Below are 12,522 nucleotides of genomic sequence, written 5' to 3'. Positions count from 1 at the left end.
GCCGACCGATGCGCCAGCGTCCGGGCCGACGCCGTTCCCGGCCTGCCGGCTCCGGCTTGCCGGCGGGTTCCATTCCTCGAAGACACCAAGGAGTTCACAATGATGATGAATCGCAAGACCACCGCCGCCGCGGTGCTGGCCGCCCTGGGCGTGCTGGCTGCCGGTGCCGCGCAGGCCCAGAGCTCGGTCACCCTGTACGGGATCGTCGATCTCGGCCTGGGCTACCAGAAGATCAAGGGCCAGGGGCTGGAGCAAAGCCGCACCGGCTTGATCGACGGCGTGCAAAGCGGCTCGCGCTGGGGCCTGCGCGGTTCCGAAGACCTGGGCAATGGCCTGCGCGCCGTCTTCCAGCTGGAAAGCGGCTTCAATCCCCGCACCGGCCGCTCGCTGCAAGGCGAGCGCCTGTTCGGCCGCCAGGCCACCGTCGGCCTGGCCGGCGACAGCTGGGGCCAACTGCTGGGCGGGCGCAAGACCAACATCACCTCCGAGTTCTTCGCCAGCATCGATCCCTTCGCGGCGGCCTTCGGCCAGGCCAACATCGGCACGGCCTTCTCGGCGGCCAATACCGTGCGCTGGGACAACCAGATCCAGTACCAGACGCCCAGCATCGGCGGCTTCCAGCTGGGCGTGGGCTATTCCTTCGACATCAACGAGACGGCCAACGCCATCGCCGTGAACGGCAACACCGGCGCGGTCACCGATAACTTCTCGACCAACCAGAAGAACCGCGGCATCACCGCCGGCCTGCGCTACGTCAACGGCCCGCTGAACCTGGCCGCCTCGTACGACCAGGTCAACCGCCGCAGCGGCGCGGCCGACGCCGGCGCGGGCAATCCGTTCGGCCCCACGGGCGATCGCATCCGCTCCTGGATGGTGGGCGGCAGCTTCGATTTCGAGGTGGTCAAGCTGGCGCTGGCCTATGGCCAGACCCGCGACGGCTGGTTCGGCTCGCCCGGCCTGCAAAGCGGCCAAAGCCTGCCCGGCACCGTCGAGGTGGGCGGCGCCACCGTCAACCTGCCCACCGGCAACTACCTGGGCACGTCGTTCCGCGAGGGCTCCAAGGTCAACTCCTACCTGGTCGGCCTGACCGCGCCCCTGGGTCCGGGCAGCCTGTTCGGCTCCTGGCAGCGCGCCGATCCCAGCAATGACCGCCTGACCGGCGACGACGCCACGCTGAACGTCTACAGCCTGGGCTATACCTACGACCTGTCCAAGCGCACCAACCTGTACGCCTATGGCTCCTATGCCAAGAACTACGCGTTCCTGGACGACGTCAAGAGCCAGCTGGTGGGCGTGGGCGTGCGCCACCGCTTCTAAGCTGCATCCGGCGCGGGTCCTTGCGGGCCCTCGCCGCCTGCGCCATGTTGGCACCGCTGCGGCGGTGCTTTTTTTTGCCGCCGGGCCGCCCCAAGGCAAAAAGCGGCCCCCTCGGGGGGCAGCAAGCCGAAGGCGCAGCGTGGGGGCTTTTTTTGCCGCCGGGCCGTCCCAAGGCAAAAAGCGGCCCCCTCGGGGGGCAGCAAGCCGAAGGCGCAGCGTGGGGGCTTTTTTTGCCGTCTTTATGCGCCCCGCTCGTCCCCCATCGTCCCCAGCACCGCGTCGCGCTTGTCCAGCAGGTGCTGGCGCAGGATGGCCGAGAGCCGCTTGCCGTCGCGCGCGCGCAGGGCCTCAATCATCTGGATGTGGTCCTGGATGGCGTGGTCCCACTTGGCTTCCTGGAAGTTCGAGCGAAAGCGCAGGGCCTGCAGGCGCAGGTTGATCGACACGTAGATCTGGCGCAGCGCCGGATTGCGCGCCGCCTGGCTGATGCGGTCGTGGATGGCGTGGTTGCGGCTGTAGTAGGCCGGCAGGTCGCGGCGGGCGCGGCAGGCCAGCATCTCCTCGTGCAGGGCTTCGATCTCGGCCAGCTCCCGGGCCGTGATGCGCTCGCAGGCCAGTTCGCCGCCGAAGGCCTCCAGGCCGCTCATCAGTTCGAAGGTCTGGCGGATGTCTTCTTCGGTCATGCGCGCCACCATGGCCCCGCGGTTGGGCAGGATCTCGACCAGGCTTTCGGCCGCCAGCACCTTGATGGCCTCGCGCAGCGGCGTGCGCGAGATGCCCAGGCTTTCGCACAGTTCGCGCTCGTTCAGCCGGGCGCCGGGCGGCAGCACGGCTTCGACGATCATGGTGCGCAGCCGGTCGGTGACGGTCTGGTGCAGCATCGGACGGCTGATCTTGCCGCTGGCGGCCGGGCCGGGCGTAGCCGCATGGAGCAGGGTATCGGTCATGCGAGGGTCCGCGATTCTTCGGATTTCGCGGTCGGGCCGCGCAATCGATCAATGCCTTGAATTGTAGAGATTTTTATCCCGCCCCCCGGGCCCATTGCCGGGATGGACAGGGTTCACATATTCGCATAAAGTATTTTGCATTCAAAATTCAACCAGAGGAGACGCCGCATGCTGACCTTGGACCGCCATCCCTCCGGCCGGCACTACCTGCAGATTCCCGGGCCCAGCCCCGTGCCCGACCGGCTGCTGCGGGCCATGAGCTATCCCACCATCGACCATCGCGGGCCCGAATTCGGCGCGCTGGGCCTGAAGGTGCTCGAAGGCATGCGCTGGGTGTTCAAGACCCGCCATCCGGTGGTGATCTACCCGGCTTCGGGCACCGGCGCCTGGGAGGCCGCGCTGTGCAATGTGCTCAGTCCGGGCGACGCGGTGCTCATGTACGAAACCGGCCAGTTCGCCGCGTTGTGGAAGAAGCTGGCCGAAGGGCTGGGCCTGAAGCCCGAGTTCCTGGGGCTGCCTGGCGCCGAAGGCTGGCGCCACGGGGTGGACGCCGCGCGCATCGAGGCGCGGCTGCGCCAGGATGCGCAGCACGCCATCAAGGCGGTCTGCGTGGTGCACAACGAAACCTCCACCGGCGTGACTTCCGACATCGCCGCGGTGCGCCGCGCCATCGATGCGGCGGGCCATCCCGCCTTGCTGATGGTCGACACCATCTCGGGCCTGGCCGCGGCCGACTACCGGCATGACGAGTGGGGCGTGGACGTGGCCATCTCCGGCTCGCAAAAGGGCCTGATGCTGCCGCCGGGGCTGAGCTTCAACGCCTTGTCGCCCAAGGCCATCGAGGCCAGCGGCCAGGCCCGGCTGCCGCGCAGCTTCTGGGGCTGGCACGAGATGCTCGAAATGAACAAGACCGGCTACTTCCCCTATACGCCCAATACCAACCTGCTCTATGCCCTGCACGAGTCGCTGGAGATGCTGCGCGAGGAGGGGCTGGAGAACGTCTTTGCGCGCCATCACCGGCTGGCGCGGGCGTGCCGCGAGGCGGTGCAGGCCTGGGGCCTGCAGATCCAGTGCGCCGACCCGGCGGTGTATTCGCCGGTGCTCACCGGCGTCATGATGCCCGAGGGCGTGGACGCCGACGCCGTGCGCAAGCTGATCTACGAGCGTTTCAACATGTCGCTGGGCGCCGGCCTGGGCAAGGTCAAGGGCAGGATGTTCCGCATCGGCCACCTGGGAGACTGCAACGAACTGACGCTGATGGCGGCGCTGGCCGGCTGCGAGATGGGATTGCAGCTGGCCGGCGTCGAGCTGGCCGGCAGCGGCGTGGCCGCGGCCATGCAGGTGCTGCGGCACGAGCAGGCCGCGCCCAGCCTGAAGGCTGCCTAGCGCAGCGAGTCGTACACCGGCCCCCGCAGAGGGGCCGGTTCGTTTCACAAGAAAAAACCCACCCGAAGGAGACAGACATGAGCGAGCATCGCAAGATCGGCGGGGGCACCATTGCCCCGAGCGTTTCGGCCCGGGGCGCGGCAGCCCGGGGCGCTTTGGCCCGCGGCGCGGCGGTCCTGGGTACGGCGGTATTGTCCGTCCTGGCCGTGCCTTCGTCCGCCTGGGCCTGGGAGCCCACGCGGCCGGTGGAAATGGTGGTGCCCTTCAGCGCCGGCGGCGCCTCGGACCAGATGGCCCGGTCCATCCAGGGCATCATCGCCAAGTACGAGCTGATGAAGCAGCCGGTGATCGTCGTCAACAAGGCCGGCGCATCGGGCGCCGAAGGCCTGATGGACGTCAAGGCTTCCAAGGGCGATCCGAACAAGCTGCTGGTCTCCTCCTCGGCGCTGTACACGGTGCCGCTGGTCAGCAAGCTGCCCTTCAACTGGCGCGAGCTCACGCCCGTGGCCATGGTGGCGATGGACGAGTTCGTGTTGTGGACCAACGCCAAGTCGCCCTACGACTCGGTGCAGTCCTTCGTGCAGGCGGCCAAGGCCGGGCAGGGCGGCAAGCGCCTGCGCATGGGCGGCACCAGTTCCAAGCGCGAAGACCACATGATCACCGCCATGATCGAGAAGCAGACCGGCGCCAAGTTCATCTACGTGCCCTACAAGGGCGGCGGCGAGGCCGCCACGCAGCTCTCGGGCAACCATATCGACGCCAACGTCAACAATCCTTCCGAATCGGTGGCGCAGTGGCGCGCCGGCGAGCATCGCGCGCTGTGCGTGTTCGCCCAGGCCCGCATGGACTACCGCGACAAGGTGGCCGGCGAGCAGAGCTGGCACGACGTGCCCACCTGCGCCGAGCAAGGGCTGGACGTCAGCTACCAGATGCTGCGCGTGATCATGATGCCCGGCGGCGCCACGCCCGAGCAGGCGCAGTACTACGCCAACGTGATGAAGCAGGTCACCGAAAAGCCCGAATGGATCGACTACATGAAGCGTTCGGCGCTCAAGGCCGAGTTCCTGCAGGGCAAGGAACTGGAGGCCTTCCTGGAGAAGGACGAGAAGCTGCACGAGCAGATCGTCAAGGACGCGGGATTCTGAGCGGAGGCGCGCGTGACGCAAGCAAACGAATCGGGGCAGGCGCCGCAAAGGGGCCTGGCCACGCGCCGCATCATGGAGATGGCCGTGGCCGCGATGGTGGGCGCGCTGGCCGCGCTGGCCATATGGGACAACCATCGCATCGGCGCGGGCTGGAGCGATGACGGGCCGCAGGCCGGCTACTTTCCGATGTGGATAGGCATCATCGTGCTGGCATGCTGCGTGGTGAATTTCGTGCAGGCCTGGCGCCAGGGCGAGCGCACCGCCTTCGTCACCGGCGGCCAGCTCAGGCAGGTGTTCGTGGTGCTGGCGCCGCTGGTGGTCTACGTGGCGCTGATCGGGCCGCTGGGCATCTACGTGTCCTCGGCGCTGTTCCTGGCCGGCTTCATGATCGCCGTGGGCAGGTTCGCCTGGTGGAAATCCGTGCTGTTCTCGGCCGCGCTGCTGGCGGCCTTCTTCTGGGTGTTCGAGCTCCAGTTCCGCGTGTCCCTGCCCAAGGGACCGCTGGAAGCGGCGCTGGGCTTCTGAGCGGCCGGGAGACGCAAACATGGATTCGATCGAATCGTTGATGGGCGGCTTTGCCATCGCCCTGTCGCTGCACAACCTGGGGCTGATGGCGCTGGGCATCCTGCTGGGGGTGGTCGTGGGCGTGCTGCCGGGCCTGGGCGGGCCCAACGGCGTGGCCATCCTGCTGCCGCTGACCTTCACCATGGAGCCGACCTCGGCCATCATCCTGCTCTCGTGCATCTACTGGGGCGCGTTGTTCGGCGGGGCCATCACGTCCATCCTGTTCAACATCCCCGGAGAAGCCTGGTCGGTGGCCACCACCTTCGACGGCTATCCCATGGCCCAGCAGGGAAGGGCGGGCGAGGCGCTGACGCTGGCCTTTACCGGCTCGTTCTTCGGCGCGATCTCGGGCATCCTGCTCATCACCTTCCTGGCGCCGGTGGTGGCGCAATTCGCCCTGCGGTTCGGCCCGGCCGAATTCTTCGCGGTCTACCTGCTGACCTTCTGCAGCTTCATCGGCATGGGCAAGGAGCGCAAGGCCAAGATCGTGGTCTCGATGGGCATCGGGCTGCTGCTGGCCGCCGTGGGCATGGACACGGTCTCGGGCGACCTGCGCATGACCTTCGGCCAGACCGAGCTGCTGCGCGGCTTCGATTTCCTGGTCGCGGTGATCGGCCTGTTCGGCATCAGCGAGATCCTGCTGACCATGGAAGAAGGCGTGGCCTTCAAGGGCAAGCGCGCCGCGCTCGACCTGAAGGTGGTGCTCAAGACCTGGATGCAGATGCCGCGCCACTTCCTGACCCTGCTGCGTTCGGCGCTGATCGGCTGCTGGCTGGGCGTGACGCCCGGCGGGGCCATCGCGGCTTCCTTCATGGGCTACGGCGTGGCCAAGAAGTTCGCGCGCCGGCCCGACGAGTTCGGCCGCGGCGAGCCGCAAGGCGTGCTGGCGCCCGAGACCGCGGCCCATGCCGCCGGCTCCAGCGCGCTGCTGCCCATGCTGTCGCTGGGCATCCCCGGCTCGGCCACGGCGGCCGTGCTGCTGGGCGGGCTGATGGTGTGGGGGCTGCAGCCCGGGCCGCTGCTGTTCGTCGAGCAGAAGGACTTCGTCTGGGGGCTGATCGCCAGCATGTACCTGGGCAACCTGGCCGGGCTGGTCATCGTGCTGACCACCGTGCCGCTGTTCGCGGCCATCCTGCGCGTGCCCTTCGCCGTGGTGGCGCCGCTGATCCTGACGGTCTGCGCCATCGGCGCCTTCACCGTCAACAATGCCCAATTCGACATCTGGCTGATGCTGCTGTTCGGCGTGGTGGGCTATTTCTTCAAGAAGCTGGAATACCCGCTGGCGCCGCTGGTGCTCGCCCTGGTGCTGGGCGATCGGGCCGAGGACGCCTTTCGCCAGACCATGCTGGTCTCGGGTGGCGACCTGGCGGTGTTCTGGTCCAACGGCCTGGTCGGCACCATCGTGACGCTGGCCCTGTTCATCCTGTTCTGGCCGGTGCTGGCCGCCTCGCTGCGCAGGCTGCGCGGGCCGGTGCTCCAGGAGTCCTGATCCATGGCGTTTTCCCTGCTCAAGCCCCGTTTCCTGTCTCCCGGCGCCGCCGCGGCCGCGCCGGGCCTGGCGCGCCAGCTGTCCGCGCACCTGCGCGGCGAGGTGCTGTTCGATGCCGGCTCGCGCGGCCGCTACGCCACCGACGCCTCGATCTACCAGTGCATGCCGCTGGGCGTGGCGGTGCCGCGCGACCAGGACGACCTGCTGGTCGCGCTGCAGATCGCCCGCGAGGCGCGCGTGCCGGTGGTGGCGCGCGGGGCGGGCACCAGCCAATGCGGCCAGACCGTCGGCGAAGGGCTGGTCATCGACAACAGCCGCTGGCTCAACGGGCTGGTCGAACTGGACGTGCAGGCGCGCACCGCCGTGGTCGAGCCCGGCATCGTGCTCGATCACCTGAACGCGCAGCTCAAGCCGCACGGCCTGTGGTTTCCCGTGGATGTCTCGACTTCGGCGCAATGCACGCTGGGCGGCATGGCGGGCAACAATTCCTGCGGCTCGCGATCGATCGCCTACGGCAACATGGTGCACAACGTGCTGGGTATCGACGCGGTGCTGGCCGACGGCACCCAGGCCCATTTCGGCCCCTGGGACGGCTGCCTGCCCGAGGCGCCGCGCCTGCGCGGGCTGGTCCAGGGCCTGCACGCCGTGGCGCAACGCGAGCGCGGCGAAATCGCCGAACGCATGCCGCAGGTGCTGCGCCGCGTGGCCGGCTACAACATCGACCTGTTCGACTGCCGCAACCCGCGGCCCTATACCGACGACGGCGTGCCCAACCTGTCGCATATCCTGGTGGGCTCCGAAGGCACGCTGGCCTACAGCCGGCGCATCAAGATCAAGCTGGCGCCGCTGCCGCGCGCCAAGGTGCTGGGCGTGGTCAATTTCCCGACCTTCTACCAGTCCATGGACATGACCCAGCACATCGTCAAGCTGGGCCCGGTGGCCGTCGAACTGGTCGACCGCACCATGATCGACCTGTCGCTGCGCAACCCCGCCTTCCGCCCGGTGATCGAGCGCGCGCTGGTGGGCGAGCCGCAGGCCGTGCTGCTGGTGGAGTTCGCCGGCGATGACGGGGCCGCGCTGTCGGCGCAACTGCGCGCGCTGCAGGACCTGATGGGCGAGCTGGGCCTGCCGGGCAGCGTGGTGGCCATGGAGGATGCGGCGGCGCAGAAGGCCTTGTGGGACGTGCGCAAGGCGGGCCTGAACATCATGATGAGCATGCGCGGCGACGGCAAGCCGGTGTCCTTCATCGAGGACTGCGCGGTGCCTTTGGAACACCTGGCCGAATACACGGCGCAGCTGACCGAGGTCTTCCATCGGCACGGCACCGAAGGCACCTGGTATGCCCATGCCAGCGTGGGCACCTTGCACGTGCGCCCCATCCTGGACATGCGCCGCGATGGGGCGGCCAAGATGCGCGCCATCGCGCAGGAGGCCGCCGAGCTGGTGCGCCGCTACAAGGGCGCCTATTCGGGCGAGCACGGCGACGGCCTGTGCCGCGGCGAGTGGGTGGCCTGGCAGTACGGCCCGCGCATCAACCAGGCCTTTCGCGAGATCAAGGCCTTGTTCGATCCGGACAACCTGTATTGCCCCGACCGCATCGTCGATCCGCCCGCCATGGACGACGCGCGCCTGTTCCGCTTCGCGCCGGGCTACCGCACCATCGCCATCCAGCCCGTGCTGGACTGGTCGGCCTGGGACGTGCGGCGCGATCCGCTGACCGGCGCGGAAACGGCCCCGGGCACCGGCGGCGATCCGGCGCTGGGCCTGGGCAAGGCCGTGGAGATGTGCAACAACAACGGCCATTGCCGCAAGTTCGATGCCGGCACCATGTGCCCGAGCTACCGCATCACCCGCGACGAAAAACACGTCACGCGCGGGCGCGCCAACACGCTGCGGCTGGCCTTGTCCGGCCAGCTGGGCGAAGGCGGGCTGCTGCGCCCCGAAGTCAAGGAGGCGCTGGACCTGTGCGTGTCCTGCAAGGGCTGCAAGCGCGATTGCCCCACCGGCGTGGACATGGCCAAGATGAAGATCGAGGCCCGCGCGGCCTGGGCCAGCCGGGACGGCCTGCGCTGGCGCGACCGCCTGGTGGCTTTCCTGCCGCGCTATGCGGGACGGCTGGCGCCGTGGGCGGGCTTGCTGCATGCCGCCCAATCGCTGCCCGGCGCCGGCTGGGCCAAGCGCCGCCTGGGGCTGGCGCCGGCCCGCTCGCTGCCGCGCTTTGCCCGGCCTTTCCTGCGGCAGGCGGGCTTGCAGCAGGCGGCTTGCGGCCCGGCCGGGCAGCAGGACAAGGAAGTGCTGCTGTTCGTCGATACCTTCAACAACCACATGGAACCCGAGAATGCCGCCGCCGCGCGCCGCGTGCTGGAGGCGGCCGGCTATCGCGTGCACCTGAACCTGGCGCCGGACGGACGCGGCCTGTGCTGCGGCCGCACCTTCCTGGCGGCGGGCCTGGTCGAGCAGGCCCGCGCCGAGGCGCGCCGCGCCCTGGATGCCTTGCTGCCCTTTGTCGAGCGCGGCGTGGCGGTGGTGGGGCTGGAGCCTTCCTGTCTGCTGACCCTGCGCGACGAGTTCCTGCACTACGGCTATGGCGAGCAGGCCGAGCAGCTGGCGCGGGCCTCTTTCCTGTTCGAGGAATTCCTGGTGCGCGAGCAGCGCGCCGGCCGCCTGGAGGTGGCCTGGCAAGCCGTGCCGCACGCGCGCGCGCTGGTGCACGGCCATTGCCACCAAAAGGCCTTCGATGCGCTGCGGCCGGTGCAGACCGTGCTGGGCTGGGTGCCGGGGCTGAAGGTGGACATGATCGAGTCCTCGTGCTGCGGCATGGCCGGCAGCTTCGGCTACGAGGCCGAGCATTTCGAGGCCTCGATGAAAATGGCCGAGCTCAGCCTGCTGCCTGCCGTGCGGGCCGACGCCCAGGCCCTGGTGGTGGCCGACGGCACCAGTTGCCGCCACCAGATCCACGACGGCGCGGGGCGCCAGGCCTTGCACGTGGCGCGCGTGCTGGCCATGGCCTTGCCGGAAAGTGGGCGCCAGGCGGGCGCCGGCCAGCCTCGATGAATGCACCATAAAGGTGCCGAATCGCGGCGGCCGTTTTGAGCTTATGCCTCAACTTAGGGCATTCCCCTAGTGTTCGAGGGGGAACTTTGGTGCAGAATTGCGTCCATGCAGGTGGGAGACAAGGCCCTGCATGGGCAACAACCGGCGGCACCGGTATATAAAAATATAAAGCTGTACCCAAGAAGAAAAACAAGAAAGCAAAGCGGCTGGCACCAGGCAGTGCCAGCCGTTTTTGCTTGGGCAAACTCCAACCCACACGCGCCATGCCGAAGACGCCACTGTCCCGTGCGCCCACCGACGGGCCGCCGCCCCGCGCCGAGCAAGCCGCCTGGCGCCGCAACCTCTTGCTGATCATCCTGCTGCTGGCGCTGTGGGCCTGTGCCGCCTTCGTGCCCAGCTATTTCGCGCGCGAATGGACCGGCCAGATACTGGGCTGGCCGTTCTCGTTCTGGATGGCGGCCTATGGCTCGCCGCTGGCCTTCCTGGCCATCGTGGGCGTGTACGCCTGGCTGATGAACCGCAAGCCCCGCAGGCCCTAGATGCCGTTCGGCGCCCGCAACCAGCAGGACTTCGCCCAGCAGCTGCGCAGCACCTATGTGCTGTATACGGCCGGTTTCGTGCTGCTCATCCTGGGGCTGGCGCTGTGCGAAGTGCTGGGCATGCCGCGCAATTGGATCGGCTATATCTTCCTGCTGGTCACCGTATGCCTGTACGCGGGCATCGGCATCCTGTGCCGGACTTCCGACCCGGCCGAATACTACGTGGCGGGCCGGCGGGTGCCGGCCTTCTACAACGGCATGGCCACGGCCGCCGATTGGATGTCGGTGGCCTCTTTCATCGGTGTGGCCGGCACGCTGTACCTGACCGGCTATGGCGGGCTGGCCTACATCCTGGGCTGGACCGGCGGCTACGTGCTGGTGGCGCTGCTGCTGGCGCCCTACCTGCGCAAGTTCGGCCGCTACACGCTGCCCGACTTCATGGGCGCGCGCTACGGCGGCAACCTGCCGCGCCTGGCCGGCGTGGCCTGCGCGGTGCTGTGCTCGTTCACCTACCTGGTGGCGCAGATCTACGGCGTGGGCATCATCACCACCCGCATGACCGGCATTTCCTTCGAGCTGGGCATCTTCGTGGCGCTGGGCGGCATGCTGGTGTGTTCGTTCCTGGGCGGCATGCGCGCGGTCACCTGGACGCAGGTGGGCCAGTACATCATCATGGTCATCGCCTACCTGGTGCCGGTGGTGTGGCTCTCGGTCAAGCACACCGGCGCGCCGGTGCCCCCGGTTTCGGCCGCCGCGGTGCTGCAGGAGCTCAGCGCCAAGGAAATCGAACTGATGGACGATGCGGGCGAGCTGAAGGTACGCACGCTCTGGCGCGCGCAGGCCGAGCAGATGCAGGCGCGGCTGCAGGCCCTGCCCGAGTCCTGGACCGAACAGCGGACCTTGCTGCGCAACCGCCTGGCCGAACTGAAGGAAGCCGAGGCCCCGATGGTGGAGATCCGCTCGCTCGAGCGCGAGCTGGCCAACTACCCGGACAGCGTCGAGGCCGCGCGCGCGGCCTGGTCGCAGGCGCGCGATGCCTACGCCGCCCGGGCCCAGGCGCCGGTGCCGCAGGCCGAACCCTATCCGCACGGCGACCCGGCCGAGCGCGAGCGATTGCGCAACAACTTCCTGGCCCTGGTGCTGTGCCTGATGCTGGGCACGGCGGGCATGCCGCACATCCTCATGCGCTCGTACACCACGCCCTCGGTCAGCGACGCCAGGCGTTCGGTGGTCTGGTCCTTGACGTTCATCCTGCTGCTGTACCTGATGGCGCCATCGCTGGCCGTGCTGATCAAGTACGAGGTGCTCACGCAGGTGGTGGGCACTTCCTTCGACGATCTGCCCGCCTGGGTGGGCGCCTGGAGCGCGGTCGATCCGCACCTGCTGGAGATCGTGGACCTGAACCGCGACGGCATCGTGCAGCGCGCCGAGATCGGCCTGGGCGCGGACGTGGTCGTGCTGGCCATGCCCGAGATCGGCGGCCTGCCCTACGTCATCTCGGGCCTGGTCGCCGCCGGGGCGCTGGCCGCGGCGCTCTCGACCGCCGACGGCCTGCTGCTGACCCTGTCCAACTCGCTTTCGCACGACACCTGGTACCGCATGGTCTCGCCGCGCATGAGCGGCGCGCGCCGGGTACTGGTGTCCAAGGTGCTGCTGCTGGCGGTGGCCTTCGGCGCGGCCTGGGTGGCGGCGCAAAAGCCGGCGGACATCCTGTTCATGGTGACGGCGTCCTTTTCGTTCGCCGCCTGCACCTTCTTCCCGGCCCTGGTGCTGGGCATCTTCTGGAAGCGCGCCAACCGCTGGGGCGCGACCTGGGGCATGGCCGCCGGCCTGGGGGTGACCGCCTGGTACATGGCCCAGACCCAGCCCTGGCTGCGCGAGGCGCTCTTCGGCGTGCCGCGCACCGACCCCGTGCAGCTGTGGTGGGGCATCCAGCCCATCGCCGCCGGCATCTTCGGCGCGCCGGTGGCCTTTGCCGTCATCGTGCTGGTGTCGCTCATCACGCCGCGGCCGGATGCGGCGACGCGGCAGTTGGTGGATTTTGTGCGAAGGCCGGATTGAGCGGGGCAGATGGGGTAAGG

9 protein-coding genes are annotated in these 12,522 nt (G+C 68.7%); 8 read left to right on the top strand and 1 reads right to left on the bottom strand.

The genetic code is table 11. The annotated features are described in order from the left end of the window. Window positions 1–105 precede the first annotated feature (105 nt). Window positions 106–1,317: a porin gene (locus tag V8Z80_RS18415; protein WP_336063065.1), complete on the top strand. Its 1,212-nt coding sequence runs from the start codon at window positions 106–108 to the stop codon at window positions 1,315–1,317. Window positions 1,318–1,556: 239 nt separating this feature from the next. On the opposite strand, the gene V8Z80_RS18410 is transcribed toward V8Z80_RS18415, so the two are convergent. Then, on the bottom strand, window positions 1,557–2,264 hold the full coding sequence (locus tag V8Z80_RS18410; RefSeq protein ID WP_155195688.1) for a GntR family transcriptional regulator: 708 nt from the start codon (window positions 2,262–2,264) through the stop codon (window positions 1,557–1,559). Between the two features lie 168 nt (window positions 2,265–2,432). Between V8Z80_RS18410 and V8Z80_RS18405 the strand changes: the two genes are divergently transcribed. From V8Z80_RS18405 to V8Z80_RS18375, 7 genes are all read left to right on the top strand, one after another. After that, window positions 2,433–3,650, top strand: coding sequence for a pyridoxal-phosphate-dependent aminotransferase family protein (locus V8Z80_RS18405; protein WP_155195686.1), 1,218 nt, complete (start codon window positions 2,433–2,435; stop codon window positions 3,648–3,650). A 77-nt stretch (window positions 3,651–3,727) separates the two neighbouring features. Next, entirely contained in the window at window positions 3,728–4,795 is a 1,068-nt protein-coding gene (locus V8Z80_RS18400) for a Bug family tripartite tricarboxylate transporter substrate binding protein (RefSeq protein ID WP_336063048.1), read from the top strand. Between the two features lie 12 nt (window positions 4,796–4,807). After that, entirely contained in the window at window positions 4,808–5,320 is a 513-nt protein-coding gene (locus tag V8Z80_RS18395; RefSeq protein WP_336063047.1) for a tripartite tricarboxylate transporter TctB family protein, read from the top strand. 19 nt (window positions 5,321–5,339) lie between these two features. Then, a complete protein-coding gene (locus V8Z80_RS18390) occupies window positions 5,340–6,848 on the top strand; it encodes a tripartite tricarboxylate transporter permease (protein WP_155195683.1) in 1,509 nt (502 codons plus the stop codon). 3 nt (window positions 6,849–6,851) lie between these two features. Continuing rightward, complete coding sequence (locus tag V8Z80_RS18385) at window positions 6,852–9,902, top strand: FAD-binding and (Fe-S)-binding domain-containing protein (protein WP_336063046.1); 3,051 nt, start codon at window positions 6,852–6,854, stop codon at window positions 9,900–9,902. A 263-nt stretch (window positions 9,903–10,165) separates the two neighbouring features. Next, a complete protein-coding gene (locus tag V8Z80_RS18380) occupies window positions 10,166–10,441 on the top strand; it encodes a DUF4212 domain-containing protein (RefSeq protein ID WP_155195679.1) in 276 nt (91 codons plus the stop codon). Further along, on the top strand, window positions 10,442–12,502 hold the full coding sequence (locus V8Z80_RS18375) for a sodium:solute symporter family protein (protein WP_155195677.1): 2,061 nt from the start codon (window positions 10,442–10,444) through the stop codon (window positions 12,500–12,502). It abuts the gene before it with no gap. Window positions 12,503–12,522 lie beyond the last annotated feature (20 nt).

The organism is Orrella sp. JC864, from assembly GCF_037026685.1.
Classification (GTDB): Bacteria; Pseudomonadota; Gammaproteobacteria; order Burkholderiales; family Burkholderiaceae_B; genus Orrella.
This window is presented reverse-complemented; position numbering and strand designations above follow the sequence as displayed.

Bases quoted from the DNA above. Each gene is read 5' to 3' on its own strand.
- V8Z80_RS18415 (WP_336063065.1), top strand. From the start codon at position 106: ATGAATCGCAAGACCACCGCCGCCGCGGTGCTGGCCGCCCTGGGCGTG.
- V8Z80_RS18410 (WP_155195688.1), bottom strand. From the start codon at position 2,264: ATGACCGATACCCTGCTCCATGCGGCTACGCCCGGCCCGGCCGCCAGC.
- V8Z80_RS18405 (WP_155195686.1), top strand. From the start codon at position 2,433: ATGCTGACCTTGGACCGCCATCCCTCCGGCCGGCACTACCTGCAGATT.
- V8Z80_RS18400 (WP_336063048.1), top strand. From the start codon at position 3,728: ATGAGCGAGCATCGCAAGATCGGCGGGGGCACCATTGCCCCGAGCGTT.
- V8Z80_RS18390 (WP_155195683.1), top strand. From the start codon at position 5,340: ATGGATTCGATCGAATCGTTGATGGGCGGCTTTGCCATCGCCCTGTCG.
- V8Z80_RS18385 (WP_336063046.1), top strand. From the start codon at position 6,852: ATGGCGTTTTCCCTGCTCAAGCCCCGTTTCCTGTCTCCCGGCGCCGCC.
- V8Z80_RS18380 (WP_155195679.1), top strand. From the start codon at position 10,166: ATGCCGAAGACGCCACTGTCCCGTGCGCCCACCGACGGGCCGCCGCCC.
- V8Z80_RS18375 (WP_155195677.1), top strand. From the start codon at position 10,442: ATGCCGTTCGGCGCCCGCAACCAGCAGGACTTCGCCCAGCAGCTGCGC.